Annotated in this window: 12 protein-coding genes; 10 read left to right on the top strand and 2 right to left on the bottom strand. The window is 58.2% G+C overall.

Annotated elements, in window-relative coordinates; all coding sequences use genetic code 11:
- Positions 1–6: 6 nt before the first annotated feature.
- Positions 7–972 (bottom strand): 2-hydroxyacid dehydrogenase, encoded by a 966-nt coding sequence (locus CKW11_RS05930; RefSeq protein WP_095136835.1) that lies wholly within the window; start codon positions 970–972, stop codon positions 7–9.
- A gap of 243 nt (positions 973–1,215) precedes the next feature.
- On the opposite strand from CKW11_RS05930, the gene CKW11_RS05935 reads away from it, so the two are divergent.
- Positions 1,216–1,845: a LysE family translocator gene (locus CKW11_RS05935; protein ID WP_007967726.1), complete on the top strand. Its 630-nt coding sequence runs from the start codon at positions 1,216–1,218 to the stop codon at positions 1,843–1,845.
- A 94-nt stretch (positions 1,846–1,939) separates the two neighbouring features.
- Here CKW11_RS05935 and CKW11_RS05940 read toward each other — a convergent pair whose 3' ends face one another.
- Positions 1,940–2,704, bottom strand: coding sequence for a helix-turn-helix domain-containing protein (locus CKW11_RS05940; protein ID WP_095136836.1), 765 nt, complete (start codon positions 2,702–2,704; stop codon positions 1,940–1,942).
- 100 nt (positions 2,705–2,804) lie between these two features.
- Here CKW11_RS05940 and CKW11_RS05945 point away from each other — a divergent pair, with 100 nt between their 5' ends.
- The 9 genes from CKW11_RS05945 (at position 2,805) to CKW11_RS05985 (ending at position 16,217) form a co-directional block, all read left to right on the top strand.
- Complete coding sequence (locus CKW11_RS05945; protein WP_095136837.1) at positions 2,805–3,989, top strand: MFS transporter; 1,185 nt, start codon at positions 2,805–2,807, stop codon at positions 3,987–3,989.
- Positions 3,990–4,135: 146 nt separating this feature from the next.
- Positions 4,136–5,818, top strand: a complete 1,683-nt coding sequence (locus CKW11_RS05950) for a fatty acid--CoA ligase (protein ID WP_095136838.1) — start codon at positions 4,136–4,138, stop codon at positions 5,816–5,818.
- A 336-nt stretch (positions 5,819–6,154) separates the two neighbouring features.
- On the top strand, positions 6,155–8,044 hold the full coding sequence (locus CKW11_RS05955) for a DUF1302 domain-containing protein (RefSeq protein WP_095136839.1): 1,890 nt from the start codon (positions 6,155–6,157) through the stop codon (positions 8,042–8,044).
- Positions 8,045–8,071: 27 nt separating this feature from the next.
- Positions 8,072–9,436, top strand: coding sequence for a DUF1329 domain-containing protein (locus tag CKW11_RS05960; RefSeq protein ID WP_095136840.1), 1,365 nt, complete (start codon positions 8,072–8,074; stop codon positions 9,434–9,436).
- Positions 9,437–9,726: 290 nt separating this feature from the next.
- Positions 9,727–12,459: a LuxR C-terminal-related transcriptional regulator gene (locus CKW11_RS05965; RefSeq protein WP_095136841.1), complete on the top strand. Its 2,733-nt coding sequence runs from the start codon at positions 9,727–9,729 to the stop codon at positions 12,457–12,459.
- 285 nt (positions 12,460–12,744) lie between these two features.
- The gene (locus CKW11_RS05970; protein WP_159974163.1) at positions 12,745–13,893 is read left to right on the top strand and encodes an ATP/GTP-binding protein; all 1,149 of its coding nucleotides are present in this window, start codon (positions 12,745–12,747) and stop codon (positions 13,891–13,893) included.
- On the top strand, positions 13,890–14,681 hold the full coding sequence (locus CKW11_RS05975) for a hypothetical protein (RefSeq protein WP_095136843.1): 792 nt from the start codon (positions 13,890–13,892) through the stop codon (positions 14,679–14,681). Before CKW11_RS05970 ends, CKW11_RS05975 begins: the two co-directional genes overlap by 4 nt.
- 46 nt (positions 14,682–14,727) lie before the next feature.
- Positions 14,728–15,366: an MBL fold metallo-hydrolase gene (locus tag CKW11_RS05980; RefSeq protein ID WP_095136844.1), complete on the top strand. Its 639-nt coding sequence runs from the start codon at positions 14,728–14,730 to the stop codon at positions 15,364–15,366.
- 116 nt (positions 15,367–15,482) lie between these two features.
- Positions 15,483–16,217 (top strand): OmpA family protein, encoded by a 735-nt coding sequence (locus CKW11_RS05985; RefSeq protein WP_095136845.1) that lies wholly within the window; start codon positions 15,483–15,485, stop codon positions 16,215–16,217.
- The last annotated feature ends 226 nt before the right edge of the window (positions 16,218–16,443 follow it).

Consider the following 16,443-nt stretch of genomic DNA (forward strand, 5'->3'; position numbering starts at 1 on the left):
AGTTTATCAACTGACGACCCGCAGCGCTGTACCGCTGAAGAATGCCTGAGCGTTTTCGGTCAATTGGCCGACGATGCGTTGCCGCGCTTCGCGACTGCCCCAGGCGTTGTGCGGAGTGACGATCAGCCGCGGAATATCGGCGGCCAGCAGGGGATTGCCGTTGACCGGCGGTTCGACACTGAGCACATCGGTGGCGGCGCCGCCGAGGTGACCATTGCGCAACGCGTCGGCCAAGGCTTGCTCGTCGATCAAGCCGCCACGAGCGGTGTTGACCACAAAGGCGCCGGGTTTCATCGACGCCAGCTCGCGGGAGCCGATGAAGTGCCGGGTGTGTTCGTTGAGCGGGCAGTGCAGGGTCAGGGCGTCGATCTGCGGCAGCAGTTCGTTCAGTGGCAGGCGATCCGGGCGGGCGGGGCGGCCGGGAATCTGCCCGAGCAATACGCGCATGCCAAACGCTTCGGCCAGTCGCGCGACCGCACCGCCGAGTTCGCCATGACCGAGCAGGCCGAGGGTTTTGCCCTCCAGTTCGACAATCGGGTAGTCGAGCAGGCAGAACTGTCTGGCTTGCTGCCAGCGACCTTCGCCGACCGCTTTTTGATAATCCGCGAGGCGGGTGGCGAGGTTGAGCAGCAACATGATTGTGTGTTGCGCCACCGACGGCGTGCCGTAACCCTGACAGTTGCACACGGTAATGCCGTGGGCGCGGGCCGCGTCCAGATCGACGTTGTTGGTGCCGGTGGCGGTAATCAGGATCAGTTGCAGATCCGGGTTGGCGGCCATCGCGGCGGCATCGATGCGGATCTTGTTGGTGATCGCCACGTTGGCACCGTGCAGGCGTTCGGCGACTTGTTCCGGTGCGGTCTGGGCGAACAGTTGCAGGTCGCTGAAGCAGGCGCGCAACGGGCTGAGGTCGAGATCGCCGAGATCCAAAGACGGGTGATCGAGGAATACGGCGCGGCGCGGGTTCGTCATCAACTGTACCTTTTGTGCTTGGAACGGAAGGCGTAATCTGCCGAGCCTACCAGATGAAACAAAACGTTACGCAGTGTCCGAGGTGCTTACAAAACCTGTGGGAGCGGGCTTGCTCGCGAAGAGGGCGTGTCAGAACCACAAAGGTTGCCTGACACAACGCCATTCGCGAGCAAGCCCGCTCCCACAGGGGAAAAGCATTCGGGCGATGTATTCAAGCTGATGTTCACCCCAAGAGGAGCCCCCATGTACTGGACCGAGTTCTTGACCGTTGCACTGATCCACCTGCTGGCCGTCGCCAGCCCCGGCCCGGACTTTGCCGTGGTGGTGCGCGAGAGCGTGACCCATGGTCGTCGCGCCGGCACCTGGACCGCGCTGGGTGTGGGCACGGCGATTTTCCTGCATGTGGGTTATTCGCTGCTGGGCATCGGCCTGATCGTGTCGCAGTCGATCGTGCTGTTTAACGCCTTGAAATGGGCCGCCGCCGCTTACCTGCTGTACATTGGCTTCAAGGCGTTGCGCGCGCAGCCGGCGAAAGTCGTGGCCGATGATCTGCACAAAGAGGCCGGCGTACGCACGGCGCGCGGCGCGTTCACCTCGGGCTTCGTCACCAACGGCCTGAACCCGAAAGCCACGCTGTTCTTCCTGTCGCTGTTCACTGTGGTGATCAACCCGCACACGCCGCTGGCGGTGCAGGCGGGTTATGGGGTTTACCTGGCCGTTGCGACCGCTTTCTGGTTCTGTCTGGTGGCGATGCTGTTCAGTCAGCAACGTGTACGTGCCGGTTTTGCCCGCATGGGCCATTGGTTCGACCGCACCATGGGCGCGGTGCTGATCGCTCTCGGCGTGAAAATCGCGTTTACCGAGATGCATTGATCAACACTCACTGTAGGAGCTGCCGCAGGCTGCGATCTTTTGATCTTCTAAAAGCAGAATCAAAAGATCGCAGCCTCGTTTCACTCGACAGCTCCTACACGAGTTCGCTCAGCTTGCTCAGGGTCTGCAGATAATCCCGGGGATTTTCCCCGAGCAAACGGCGAAACATCGCGCTGAACGCCCGCGCGCTGCCGTACCCCAGATCCCGCGCCACGCTCTGCACGCTGTCCCCGGCGAGCAGGCGCGGCAGTGCTTCCATCAGGCGCAGTTGCTGGCGCCAGGCGTTGAAACTCATCTTCAGTTGTCGCTGGAACAGCCGCGCCAGAGTGCGTGAGCTGGCGCCGACCTGCTGTGCCCAGTCTTCCAGGGTGTTGGGGTGATCCGGAGTGTGCAGCAACGCCAGACAGATGTTCTGCAGGCGTCGGTCGGTGGGCATCGGAATGTGCAGCGGCAGGTTTTCCAGACTGGCGAGCTCTTCCAGCATCAACTGCTGGATCAGCGGATTGTCCGCGTGCGGCGGGCCTTGTACGGCGCGCAGGATCAACTCGCGCAGCAGCGGCGTCACCGCCAGCACGCAGCACTGTTGCAGACTGGCCGGTGATAGCTCGGGGGCGATGAACAGTGAGCGCATCTGCACATCGCCGGACATGAATATCTCGTGCGCGACTTGCGGCGCAATCCACACTGCGCGGCTTGGCGGAATCACCCAGGCACCGAGGTCGGTGACCACCCGCATGATCCCTCGGACGGCATACAGCAACTGCGCCTCGCGGTGCAGGTGCAGCGGCTGGTGCTCACCGTCCAGATAATCCCGGGGATAGGCACTCACCGGGCCGTGTTCGAAGTGGCTGATCAACATGTCTGATTTGATGACCTGGTTGGCAGGTATGCGCTTTTTCGCCAACTTAGCATAAAGCCGCTGACAACAATCCGCCCATAACAAACACAAGCGTGCCGCCATGAACCAATCCCGAAACGTGATCCGCTACGTCAATGCTGCCCATGTGATCGACCACATGTTCATGCTGATTTTCCCCGCCGCCGTGCTCGGCATGACCCAGGCCTTCGGCCTCGACTACGCCGCGCTGATCGGCCTTTCGCTGGGTGGCTTCATTGCCTTTGGCGCCTGTTCGTTACCGGCCGGCTGGCTGGGTGATCACTGGAGCCGGCGGCAGATGATGCTGGTGTTCTTCTTCGGCATCGGCGCTTCGGCAATCTTCACCGGGCTGAGCACCAGCCCCACGATGCTGGTGATCGGGTTGACCCTGATCGGCATTTTCGCCGCGATCTACCACCCGGTGGGCACCGCGATGCTGGTGGCCTACGCGCAGAATCGCGGTCGGGAGATTGGCATCAATGGCATGTGGGGCAACCTCGGCGTGGCGTTCTCGGCGCTGATCACCGGGTTGCTCGTGGCGCAGTTCGGCTGGCGGTCGGCCTTTGTGTTACCGGGCGTGGTGGCGATCTTGCTGGGAATCGGCTTTGCCGTGCAGGTGCGTGAAGAGCCAATCCCGCTGCGTCCGCATACCGCACTGAAGGGCGCTGCCGGGCAGCGGATTTCGATGCTCATGGTGTTCGGTGTGCTGGCACTGGCGACGGCCACCGGCGGTATAGTGTTCAACGCCACCACCATGACCTACCCGAAGCTGTTTGAGGAACGTCTGCATGACTTGTTCGCCTCGCCGCAAACCCTCGGCGTGGTGGTCAGCCTGGCGTATGCCTTTGGTGCGGTGGCGCAGTTGAGCATTGGCCAGGTGCTGCACCGGGTCAGCCTGAAATGGCCGTTTATGGTGTTGACGCTGTTTCAGGCGCCGCTGTTGTACGCCATGGCGTATGTCGATGGCTGGGCAGTGATCGTGCTCGGTGCGGCGTTCATGTTCGTGGTGTTCGGTCAGGTGACGGTGAACGACTCGATGGTCGCCAATTTCGTCGCGCCGCAGTGGCAGTCACGGGTCTTCGCCCTGCGTTACTGCCTGTCGTTCGGCGCCAGTGCGACGGCGATTCCGCTCATTGCCTACGTCGAACCGCGCCATGGGTTTGTCGGGCTTTACTTGATTCTGGCGGGTTTTGGCGCGTTGACCTTCCTCGCGGCTGTGGTTTTCCCACGCACACCTTCCGAAGCAGCTGTCGGGCAAACAGCCTGACCGACGCTGAATACCGGCAAATGCTGGCGCAAAGCTAGCATTTGTACGGCTGTGCAAATCATTCCTTCGGCTGATTTTACTGGGGTATAACGGCTCTAGAGTAATGCGCTCTACGCCAACACCGTGCAGCCAGAAAAGGGATTCATATGTTGCAGACTCGCGTCATTCCCCCGGCCGATGGGGCCTACCAGTATCCATTGCTGATCAAACGGCTGCTGATGTCTGGCGCCCGTTACGAGAAAACCCGCGAGATCATCTACCGAGACCAGTTGCGTTACAGCTATCCGACCTTGATCGAGCGGGTGGCGCGGCTGGCCAACGTGTTGACGGCGGCCGGGGTGAAGGCGGGTGACACCGTAGCAGTGATGGACTGGGACAGCCATCGCTACCTCGAATGCATGTTTGCCATTCCGATGATCGGCGCGGTGATCCACACCATCAACGTGCGTCTGTCGCCAGAGCAGATCCTCTACACCATGAACCATGCCGAGGACCGCTTCGTGCTGGTCAACAGCGAGTTCGTCGGGCTGTACCAGGCCATCGCGCCGCACTTGACCACGGTGGGGAAAACCCTGCTGCTCACCGATTTGCCGGAGAAGACTGCCGAGCTGCCGAACCTGGTTGGCGAATACGAGCAACTGCTGGCCGCCGCCAGCCCGCAGTACGACTTTCAGGATTTCGACGAGAACTCGGTCGCCACCACCTTCTACACCACCGGCACCACCGGCAACCCGAAAGGTGTGTACTTCACCCATCGGCAACTGGTGCTGCACACCATGGGCGTGTCGACGATCATGGGCGCGATCGACAGCGTGCGCCTGCTCGGCACCAACGACGTGTACATGCCGATCACCCCGATGTTCCATGTGCATGCCTGGGGCTTGCCGTACGTGGCGACCATGCTCGGGCTCAAGCAGGTTTATCCGGGGCGTTACGACCCGGAATTTCTGGTCGAGCTGTGGCGCAAGGAGAAGGTCACGTTCTCCCACTGTGTGCCGACCATCCTGCAGATGCTGCTCAACGCCAAAGGCGCGCAGGGTAATGATTTTGGCGGCTGGAAAATCGTCATCGGCGGCAGTGCGCTGAACCGGACACTGTATGAAACCGCCAAGGCCCGGGGCATTCAGCTGACGGCGGCGTACGGCATGTCGGAGACCGGACCACTGGTTTCCTGTGCCCACCTGAACGACGAGCTGATGGCCGGCACCGAAGACGAGCGCACCACTTATCGGATCAAGGCTGGTGTGCCGGGGCCGCTGGTGGAAGCGGCAATCGTCGACGCCGAGGGCAACTTCCTGCCCGCCGACGGCGAAACCCAGGGCGAATTGGTGCTGCGTGCGCCGTGGCTCACCGAAGGCTACTTCAACGAGCCGCAGAAGGGCGCCGAACTCTGGGCCGGCGGCTGGCTGCACACCGGCGACGTGGCGACGCTCGACAGCATGGGCGTGATCGACATCCGCGACCGCATCAAGGATGTGATCAAGACCGGCGGCGAATGGATCTCCTCGCTGGACCTCGAAGACCTGATCAGCCGTCACGTCGCGGTACGTGAAGTAGCAGTGGTGGGCATTGCTGATCCGCAGTGGGGCGAGCGGCCGTTTGCGCTGCTGGTGATCCGCGAAGGGCACGAGATCGGTGCGCGCGAGCTCAAGGAGCACCTCAAGCCCTTCGTGGAACTGGGACACCTGAGCAAGTGGGCGATTCCGAGTCAGATCGCCCTTGTTACGGAAATTCCCAAGACCAGTGTCGGCAAGCTCGACAAGAAGCGCATTCGCCTCGACATCACCGAATGGCAGGCCAATAACAGCACCTTCCTCTCGACACTTTAAGTGTCTGTGGCGCGCCGAAAACGGCGCGCCAGACCCACCAAGCAAGCGCTTGGCTTGTGAAATCGAAAAAATCAGCCATCCTTGCCGTGCCGACATGTGTCGGACTGGCGAAAGGACTGTTCCAGAGTGGCCGGCAGCTGCAAATCACACTTTAGAGGGATCAAGCAGTACCACCTGCTGGCTATAGTCCGCTCAAGGATTTTTAAGAACGGGGCACACGCACGAACAGGGGCGATGCAATTTTGGAGTGACGTCGGGTGGCTACTGGCTCCCGGTCTTCCAGGCGTTTTTAAAAGTACTCACTGCCATAACAATAATGCACATGGAGTAGCGTCGATGACCTCAGTAAACCAGTTCTGGCGCCGGGCGAAACTGCCTCTGGCGGTCAGTCTTGCCTCTTCGCTCGCCGGGCCCGCATTCGGCGTCAGTTTCAACGTCGGTGAAATCGAAGGACAGTTCGACTCGTCCCTGTCGATCGGTGCCAGTTGGTCTACTCAGAGCCCGAACAAGAACCTCATCGGCGTCAACAATGGTGGCCATGGCCTGTCGCAGACCTCCGATGACGGTCACGCCAACTTCAAGAGCGGCGAAACCTTCTCGAAGATTTTCAAGGGCATCCATGACCTTGAATTGAAATACGGCGACACCGGGGTGTTCGTCCGTGGCAAATACTGGTACGACTTCGAACTCAAGGACGAGAGCCGCCAGTTCAAGGACATCAGCGACAGCAACCGCAAAGAGGGCGCCAAATCCGCTGGCGGGCAGATCCTCGACGCCTTTGTCTACCACAACTACGCGATTGCCGATCAGCCGGGCTCCGTGCGTCTGGGCAAGCAGGTGGTGAGCTGGGGTGAAAGTACCTTCATCGGCGGCGGCATCAACTCGATCAACCCGATCGACGTCTCCGCTTTCCGTCGTCCGGGCGCCGAGATCAAGGAAGGCCTGATTCCGGTCAACATGTTCTACGTGTCCCAGAGCCTCACCGATAACCTCTCGGCCGAAGCGTTCTATCAACTGGAATGGGACCAGACCGTCGTCGACAACTGCGGCACCTTCTTCTCCCAGCCGGACATCGTTGCCGACGGTTGCGACAGCAATCTGCGCGTGCTGAACAAACGTTCGCAAATCCCGGCTATCGCCTTGGGGCCATTGGCGGCCAACGGCGTCAACGTCAACGAAGAAGGCGTTCTGGTACGCCGTGGTCCGGACCGCGATGCCCGTGACAGCGGTCAGTGGGGCGCGTCCTTCAAGTACATGTACGAACCGCTCGACACCGAGTTCGGTGCCTACTTCATGAACTACCACAGCCGTGCGCCGATCTTCAGCGCCACCGGCGCACCACAATCGGTCTATAACACCGCGCGCGCACTGCCGGGGCCTTTTGCGGCACTCGCACCGTTGCTGGTCGCGGGCAACTCGAACTACTTCATTGAATATCCTGAAGACATTCGCCTCTACGGTCTGAGCTTCTCCACCACCCTGCCTACCGGTACGGCGTGGAGCGGTGAGATCAGCTACCGTCCGAACGCCCCGGTGCAACTGAACTCCACCGACATCCTGTTCGCAGGTGTGCGCCCGATCGGCGGCGCACTGACCAACGCTTCCATACTCAATGGCGTTCCTGGCCAGGATCTGCATGGCTATGAGCGCAAGGAAATCACCCAGATCCAGACCACGTTCACGCACTTCTTCGATCAGGTCATGGGTGCCAGCCGTCTGACCCTCGTCGGTGAAGTCGGTGCGACCTACGTCGGCGGGCTGGAGAGCCGGTCCGACAAGCGTTATGGCCGCGATCCGGTGTATGGCCCTGGCGAGTTGCCGGCCACTGGCGGTGTGAATACCTGCGCCAACATTCTCAACGCCAGCACCATCAATGGTGCAGGGCCGGGTTCACCGCAGAACAACCGCAGCCGTAATTGCGACAACGACGGCTTCACCACCTCGATGTCGTGGGGTTACCGTGGTCGTGCGATCTGGGAATACAACGACGTGTTCGCCGGCGTGAACCTCAAGCCGAACGTGGCCTGGTCCCACGACGTCAGCGGTTACTCGCCAGGCCCTGGCGGCAACTTCGAGGAAGGTCGCAAAGCGGTCAGCCTGGGCGTCGATGCCGAATACCAGAACACCTACACCGCGAGTCTGGCCTACACCAATTTCTTCGACGGCAAGTACACCACCGTGGATGACCGCGACTTCGTGGCGCTCAGCTTCGGCGTGAACTTCTAAGCACTGCATTTCAGGACGAACGAATTTATGAAAATAACAAAGAGTCTGTTCCACGCCGGTGTTCTGGGTCTGTCGCTGCTGGCGACCAGCGTCATGGCGGCGGTGCCTGCTGCCGAAGCGGATAAACTGGGCAAGAGCCTGACGCCGATGGGCGCGGAAATGGCCGGTAACGCCGACGGTTCGATCCCGGCCTGGAAGCCGCTGCCGAAAAACGCCGGCAGCGTCGACAGCAAGGGCTTCCTGTCCAACCCTTACGCCAGTGAGCAGCCGCTGTTCACCATCACCGCCAAGGATGCCGACAAGTACAAGGACAAGCTCGCCCCGGGCCAGTACGCGATGTTCAAGCGCTACCCGGAAACCTTCAAGATGACGGTCTACCCGTCCCATCGCGGCGCCACCGTGCCGGATGAAGTGTTTGCCGCGATCAAGAAGAATGCCACCAGCACCAATCTGGTCTCCGGCGGCAACGGTCTGGAAAACTTCGATACCGCCGTGCCGTTCCCGATTCCGAAAACCGGCGTGGAAGTGATCTGGAACCACATCACCCGCTATCGCGGCGGCAGCGTGACCCGTCTGGTGACGCAGGCCACGCCGCAACCGAACGGCTCGTACAGTTTGGTGTACTTCCAGGATCAGTTCGTGTTCCGCGACAAGATGAAGGACTACGATCCGGCGAACCCGGGCAACATCCTGTTCTACTTCAAGCAGAAAGTGACCGCGCCGGCGCGTCTGGCCGGTGGCGTACTGCTGGTGCACGAGACTCTCGACCAGGTCAAGGAACCGCGTTCGGCTTGGGTCTACAACGCCGGACAGCGTCGGGTGCGTCGTGCACCGCAAGTGTCGTATGACGGCCCGGGTACTGCTGCCGACGGCCTGCGTACCTCCGACAACCTCGACATGTACAACGGTGCTCCGGATCGTTACGACTGGAAGCTCGAAGGCAAGAAAGAGATGTACATCGCCTCCGACAGCTACAAGCTCGACGATCCGAAGCTGAAGTACTCGGACATCATCAAGGCCGGCCATATCAACCAGGATCTGGCACGTTACGAGCTGCGCCGCGTCTGGCACGTCGTTGCGACGCTGAAGGAAGGTCAGCGCCACATCTACGCCAAGCGTGACTTCTACATCGATGAAGACACCTGGCAGGCAGCGGTAATCGATCACTACGACGGTCGTGGTCAACTGTGGCGCGTGGCTGAAGCGCACGCCGAGAACTACTACGACAAGCAAGTGCCGTGGTACGCGCTGGAAACCCTCTACGACTTGCAGTCCGGGCGTTATCTGGCGCTGGGCATGAAGAACGAAGAGAAGCAGGCGTATGACTTCGGCTTCACCGCCACCACCAGCGATTTCACCCCGGCCGCACTGCGTCAGGATGGTGTTCGCTAACCCGCTGCAACCCGAGGCCGCATCCTCGTGAAAAACGCCCCGACTGGTTCGGGGCGTTTTTTTGTTTGAGTAGGAGCTGCCGAAGGCTGCGATCTTTTGACTTTGACTTTTCAGCGGCAAAAGCCAGATCAAAAGATCGCAGCCTTCGGCAGCTCCTACAGGGGTGGGGCCACAGGAGGGTGTAGCCTTTTTGTAGCCATTTGTAGCAGCAACCTTCATAACCGGTTCGTTTAAGGCTAGTCTGCGGACATCTGCAACGCCGCCAACAGCAATTCGAACAAGAGCCGGCCATGACTGATCTGTCCCCACTTCCGGGTCCCGCAAGCGTTACCGTCGCGTCATTGGACGGGCGTTTTTTCCGCCCGCCGTTGCCCGACGGCTACGTCTTGCGACCACGTCTTTGCGAGCGCCTGCAGGCCGGGCTCGGAGGGCGCCTGTTGCTGGTCAGCGCCCCCGCCGGGTTCGGCAAGAGTTCGCTGGCGGTGGAGTTTTGTCAGAGCCTGCCGGCGCACTGGCAAAGTCTCTGGCTGGGATTGAGTCCGCGTGATAACGATCCAGGGCGCTTTCTCGAGCGCTTGCTGGAGGGGCTGCAGGACTACTTTCCGCAACTGGGCAGCCGTGCACTCGGCCTGTTGAAGATGCGCCAGCGCCATCAGCCGTTCGCGTTCGAAGAATGGCTCGACGGCTTGCTCGATGAACTGGCGCTGCAACTGCATCCAACCACGCCCTTATTGCTGGTGCTCGACGATTACCATCTCGCCCAAGGGCCGGTGCTCGATCGTTGCCTACAGTTTTTCCTCAATCATTTGCCTGACGGCTTGCTGGTCATGGTCACCAGCCGGCAGCGCCCGGACTGGCATCTGGCGCGTCTGCGCCTGTCGCGCCAGTTGCTCGAACTGCATGAGCAGGACTTGCGCCTGACCCACGATGAAGCCCTGACGCTGCTCGATCGACACAGCAGTTCATTGCGCGGCGAAGCCCTGGAAAACCTGATCCAGCGCAGCGAAGGCTGGGTGGCCGGACTGCGTTTCTGGTTGCTCGCGGCATCCGAAGCCGGCAGCGAGGCCGCGTTACCGCAAGCGCTGAATGGCGGGGAAGGGCTGATCCGCGACTATCTGCTGGAAGAAGTGATCGATTGCCTGCCCGCCGAGGTGCAGGCGTTTCTTTACGACACCGCACCGCAGGAGCGCTTTTGCAGCGAACTTTGCGACGCGGTGCGCGAAGCCCACGACAGCGCCGAAATCCTGCGGTTTCTGTTGGCGCACCAGGTGTTTCTGGTGCCCCTGGACGAACACGGTCACTGGTATCGCTATCACCATTTGTTTTCCGATCTGCTGCGCAGCCGTCCCGTGACCCAGACGCTGGTGCCAGCGGCGACCCTGCACCTGCGCGCCTGCCGCTGGTTCAATGCTCAAGGGCTGCTCGACGAGGCGGTGGAGCAGGCCTTGCGCGCCGGCCATCTGGATGTCGCAGCGAATCTGGTGCAGAACCTGTCCGAGGAACAACTGCTCGCCGAGCAGAACGTGGGCATGCTGTTGCGCTGGAAAATGGACTTGCCCGACAGTCTGCTGATCAGCACGCCACGCTTGATCGTGCTCTATAGCTGGGCGCTCGGGCTGGCCTGTCAACTGGATGCCGCTGAAGAGCTGGCCAGCCATCTGAGTCGTTTTCTGCCGGCGCCTTCGGCCTCTGCGCAAAAGTCGATGCTGGCGCAATGGCTGGCGCTCAGCGGGATTATCGCCCGTGGGCGCGGGCATCGTGAATTGACTCAACGCTTTTGCAGCGAGGCGCTGGAAAGTCTGCCAGTCAAACGTTATGGGCAACGCCTGATGTGCCTGTCGACCCTGTCCAATCTGGCGATTGCCGACGGCGACCTATGGCGCGCCCGGGGCTTGAATCGCGAATCCCTCGAGCTGGCGCAGCGGGTCGGCAATCCGCTGTTCGAAGCCTTGGCGCATTACGACCGGGCGCGGGTATTGCAGTCACGCGGGGAAATTCTGCGCGCCCTGGATGAGGTGCATCAGGGCCTTGATCGTCTGCGCGGGCTGTCGGCGCAACGTCTGTACGCGGTGCGTGCGCGGCTGACGCTGTATGAAGGTTTTCTGTTGTCCATGCGCTTGCAACCGCAGCAGGCCCGGGCCCGATTGCTGAGTGGCCTGGCCGAAGCGCGGGCCTGCCGCGATATCAGCGTGTTGATCGGCCACTGCGTGATCGCCCGTCTGGACGGCAGCGTTGGCGAGTTCGCCAAGGCCTTCGCCGAGCTCGCTGAAGCCGAGCGCCTGATGCACATCTGGGACGTGCCGCCGATCTACTACCTGGCAATGATCACCCTGGTCAAATGCGAACTGTGGCTGGTGCAAGGCCGTACCGATCTGGCTGAAGCCTGGCTGGCGCGCCTGGGCCAGACCTACACCGGCGAACGTGCAGCGGCGCCACCGGAATTTCATCCACAGCTGCCGTTGCACGTCGAACTGCAGCAGGCGTTGCTCGATGTGATCAAAGGACAGCCGATGCTCGCCGAAGGACGCTTGAATGTGTTGCTGGAAAACGGTCAGCAAACCGGACGCCAGTTGCTGTGTGTGATGGCGCTGGCGCAGAAAGTGAATTTGTTGCTGAGCAGTGGCCGCGAATCCGAGGCACGCAAAGCATTGAACCAGGCGCTGGAAGCGGCGGCGGGCGGTGTGATACAGCCATTTGAAGCACTGATCAGAGAGCATCCTGACTGGTTGCGCAGCCAATTGCACAACTCACCGACGTTGGCGGGACAACAGTTGCTGACGCATTTTCCGCAGGTGGCGACTCGTCCAGTGGTTGAGTGCGCCGCTGCCGAACAACTCAGCAGTCGCGAGCTGGCGGTGCTGCGTTTGATTGCCCAAGGCTGTTCCAATCAGGAAATCAGCGAGCAACTGTTCATTTCTCTGCATACGGTGAAAACCCATGCCAGCCATATCAACAGCAAGTTGGGGGTTGAGCGGCGTACGCAGGCGGTGGCCCGCGCCAAAGAACTAGGGTTGATGATTTAGCGACGGCAACTGATACCGGTTTGGTTTTACAGAAGAGGCTGCCATCTTTGGCCTGGTAATAGCCCTTGATGCCTGCCGAAAGCCGCGATCGGTTTGAGAATGGCAAGCAGCTTTCTAGAGAGCGGCCTACGCCAAGGCGATCAATGATTCAGCTTTCGAGGGGCCGAGGGAACACAAGGCATTGAAATCACTAGACTTGCATATTTTGCCGTAAAAAAATTACGGCATGACTCCCGGCCCTGAGATATGATTTAGCCTACTTTCATGCGTTTGGAATTTTTAATCATGTTGAGTAAATTCGAAGTCAGAGGCTTCAAAGGGTTCAGGGATACATTCGTTTTTGACTTGACTCAGAAGAATGAATATAAATTTAATGCTGAAGCAGTCAGTAATGGTGTTATCAGAAATAGCATCGTATATGGTCGAAATGGATGTGGTAAAACCAATCTGAGCTATGCATTGTTCGATATTGTTAATAATGTTGGGGGTAAATCAATTCGAAGTAAATTCTTTAATAAGAATTACCTGAATGCCGGAAGTGTCGATCGTAAAGCGGTTTTTTGCTATACCTTTAAGTTTGGTGATGATGAGCTTGTCTATAGCTACGAGAAGGAGTCTTCTGCGAAAATTCTCAAAGAAACGGTAGTGGTAAACGGTCGTATGTGTATTGTGGCTGATCGGAGCAGACCGGCAAGTATAATCGTTGACTTGCCAGGTGCAGACACCTTGAATAAGGATGTTGACGATCTCTTCGATATTTCAGGAGCGGCGGTTTCAATTGTTTCATATATTCGCTCCAATACGATACTTCCAGATGTTGGCGAGTCAGCGGTTTTCAATAAGTTCGTAAAGTTTGTTCATGGTATGTTATTGGTACGTTCTCTAGAGGGTAATTCATTTGTTGGTTTGAATGAGTCTGAGAAAAATGTGTGTGAAGATATTGTGGAGAATGGCAATATTGAAGATTTTGAGGGCTTTCTCAATAAGAACGGAATAAAGTGTAAGCTGGTTGAGATATCCGATAATGATGGAAAAAATATAGCGTTTGATTTCGATGGTAACTTGATTCCGTTTGCCGAGATTGCTTCAACGGGTACCCGGACCTTATGTCTCTTTTATTTTTGGTTGATGCGCATTCGAGAGGCAGAGCGAATCAGTCTGGTGTGCATTGACGAATTCGATGCATTTTACCATCACGAATTATCGTTAGCCGTAGTTGAGTTACTCAAGCATTCTGGTATCCAGGTGATTCTCACAACCCATAATACCGCCATCATGAGCAATGATGTGTTAAGGGCAGACTGCTATTTCATTATGGACGAAACTCGGATCGTTTCTCTGGCAGACACAACGGATAAGGAGATAAGGCAAGCTCACAATCTGGAGAAAATATATAAGGCTGGAGGATTTAGTCTGGAGAGAAAAGGAGAATGAATGGGGCGCAACATATTCTTTTTGTATTTGAAGGTGAGCGCACCGAGCAACTACTAAGTCGTAAATTTATTGAGTATTATTTTTCTGATGTTGTAACGACTGCGTTTTGCGGTGAAATTTACCAGTTGTTGGAAAAATTGAAGGATGACGAGTTTGGGCTTGGTAGTATTGATTTATTTCCGCTGTTGCAAGAAATACCACAGAATACGCCATTAAAAAATTATCGACGTGATCAGTTTTCCGAAATCTACCTGTTCTTTGATTATGATCCTCACGCTAGTAAGGCCTGCGATGCAAAAGTACAGGAGTTGCTAGAGTTTTTCACTGAGGAAACCGAGCACGGAAAAATTTTCATCAGTTATCCCATGGTCGAAGCTGTACGTTGTCTTCATGAAGGTTGTAGTGCAGATTGTTTTTCTAATTTGTCCGTCCCCTTGAATTATGGCAGTGCTTTCAAGGGTTTTTCGTCCAACTATGCCTCGCATTCTTTCGGAAAGGTTCATGCTTGGTCACGTCAGTATTGGGACGAAGTCGTACTAAGACACTGCGAGAAGGCCAATTTTATCGTTAATGGTGAGCCTGCGCTTCCCGGTACGTCTATCGAGTCGCATGAAATATTCGAAGGGCAGCTTCGTTATATTGGTGAAAGTGGTCGTGTCTACGTTCTCGGCTCTTTCCCGTTAATGCTTGCCGATTATTACGGTATGGAAAAGGTCAGAAATTTTGTGCGCAGCTTAACTTGCGGTAGCAACTGTCCGCATAGGGACTTGCTGGACGCTTTGTCCTAAATTTAAAAACTACGCTCCGATATCCAATTTTCAGGAAGCTTTCCCTTTGGCTATAAATGACCTCATTCGCGAAACCTTCCCCGTCGGCCCGCTCCAGTGCAACTGCACGATCATCGGCGACCCGATCAGCAAAAAAGCCATCGTCGTCGATCCGGGCGGCAATCCTGACCTGATCATGGCGCGCCTCGATGCTCACGGTCTGAAAGTGGTCAGTATCATCCACACCCACGCGCATCTCGATCATTTCCTCGCTTCCGGGCAGATGAAGGAAAAGACTGGCGCGACCCTGCATCTGCACAAGGAAGACCAGTTCCTGTGGGACAACCTTGAAATGCAATGCCAGATGTTCGGTGTGCCCTACACGCCGGTGCCGTCGCCGGATCGCTGGTTGAGCGACGATGAAGAGCTGGCCTGTGGCTGCGGCGTGGCGCTGCATACGCCGGGACATACACCCGGTTCCATGAGCTTTTGGTTTTCCGAGGCTAAGCTGTTGATTGCCGGCGACACGCTGTTTCGTCGCGGCGTAGGGCGCACGGATTTGTGGGGCGGCGATCAGGCGACCATCGTGCGATCGATCAAGCAGCGGCTGTACACCCTCGACGAAGACGCAATCGTGGTTGCCGGGCATGGTCCGGATACGCGTCTGGGGGATGAAATGCGCGAAAACCCGTTCGTGCGCGCCTAAATATTTTGTCATGAGTGTGCGGCGGAATTTTTCGGCATTGTCATGATCCAACGCCCGCACAGGTCTATTGCCTAGGGCCGCTGCCACACAGAATGCGAAAAAACCAGGAGCTCTTCATGTTCACCACGCCTCGTTTGATTATTGTTGCTACCGCTGTGGCCATGTTGGCCGGCTGCGCCTCTCCCAACCCGTATGACAATCAGGGGCAGGCCGACGGTGGCTCGCAAGGCATGAGCAAAACCGCCAAGTACGGCGGTCTCGGTGCGCTGGCTGGCGCCCTGGCGGGTGCCGCCATCGATCACAACAACCGTGGCAAGGGTGCCTTGATCGGCGCGGCGGTGGTGGGTGCCTCGGCGGCCGGTTACGGTTACTACGCCGACCAGCAAGAGAAAAAGCTGCGCGCCAGCATGGCCAACACCGGGGTTGAAGTGCAGCGTCAGGGCGATCAGATCAAGCTGATCATGCCGGGCAATATCACCTTCGCCACCGATTCGGCGAATATCGCTTCAAGTTTCTATCAGCCGCTGAACAACCTGGCGAACTCGCTGAAAGAGTTCAACCAGAACCAGATCGAAATCGTCGGCTACACCGACAGCACCGGCAGCCGCCAGCACAACATGGACCTGTCTCAGCGTCGTGCGCAGAGCGTGGCCACCTACCTGACCTCGCAGGGTGTCAGCGGTGCCAACCTGTCGGCCCGTGGCGCCGGCCCGGATAACCCGATTGCCAGCAACGGTGACGTCAATGGCCGCGCGCAGAACCGCCGCGTCGAGGTCAACCTGAAGGCGATCCCGGGTCAGCAGTATGGTGGTCAGCAGCAACAGCCGGGGACGGTTCAACAGTATCCGTAAGTGAATGCTTGAGTGAAGAAATGCCCGGTCTTGTGACCGGGTATTTTTTTGGGTTGCCCGTGCTGGCCCTTTCGCGAGCAAGCTCGCTCCCACAGGGTTATGTGGTGAACACAGATTTTGTGAACAACACCAAACCCTGTGGGAGCGGGCTTGCTCGCGAAGGGGCCGGACCAAGCACCCGCAATCATCAGATACAAAAAAAGCCCCCGGACAACCGAATTGTCCG

The sequence above is a fragment of the Pseudomonas sp. Irchel s3a10 genome (assembly GCF_900187525.1).
In the GTDB taxonomy this organism is placed as follows: domain Bacteria; phylum Pseudomonadota; class Gammaproteobacteria; order Pseudomonadales; family Pseudomonadaceae; genus Aquipseudomonas; species Aquipseudomonas koreensis_G.

Coding starts and splice junctions, on each gene's coding strand:
- CKW11_RS05930 (WP_095136835.1), bottom strand. CDS start 972: ATGACGAACCCGCGCCGCGCCGTATTCCTCGATCACCCGTCTTTGGAT.
- CKW11_RS05935 (WP_007967726.1), top strand. CDS start 1,216: ATGTACTGGACCGAGTTCTTGACCGTTGCACTGATCCACCTGCTGGCC.
- CKW11_RS05940 (WP_095136836.1), bottom strand. CDS start 2,704: ATGTTGATCAGCCACTTCGAACACGGCCCGGTGAGTGCCTATCCCCGG.
- CKW11_RS05945 (WP_095136837.1), top strand. CDS start 2,805: ATGAACCAATCCCGAAACGTGATCCGCTACGTCAATGCTGCCCATGTG.
- CKW11_RS05950 (WP_095136838.1), top strand. CDS start 4,136: ATGTTGCAGACTCGCGTCATTCCCCCGGCCGATGGGGCCTACCAGTAT.
- CKW11_RS05955 (WP_095136839.1), top strand. CDS start 6,155: ATGACCTCAGTAAACCAGTTCTGGCGCCGGGCGAAACTGCCTCTGGCG.
- CKW11_RS05960 (WP_095136840.1), top strand. CDS start 8,072: ATGAAAATAACAAAGAGTCTGTTCCACGCCGGTGTTCTGGGTCTGTCG.
- CKW11_RS05965 (WP_095136841.1), top strand. CDS start 9,727: ATGACTGATCTGTCCCCACTTCCGGGTCCCGCAAGCGTTACCGTCGCG.
- CKW11_RS05970 (WP_159974163.1), top strand. CDS start 12,745: ATGTTGAGTAAATTCGAAGTCAGAGGCTTCAAAGGGTTCAGGGATACA.
- CKW11_RS05975 (WP_095136843.1), top strand. CDS start 13,890: ATGAATGGGGCGCAACATATTCTTTTTGTATTTGAAGGTGAGCGCACC.
- CKW11_RS05985 (WP_095136845.1), top strand. CDS start 15,483: ATGTTCACCACGCCTCGTTTGATTATTGTTGCTACCGCTGTGGCCATG.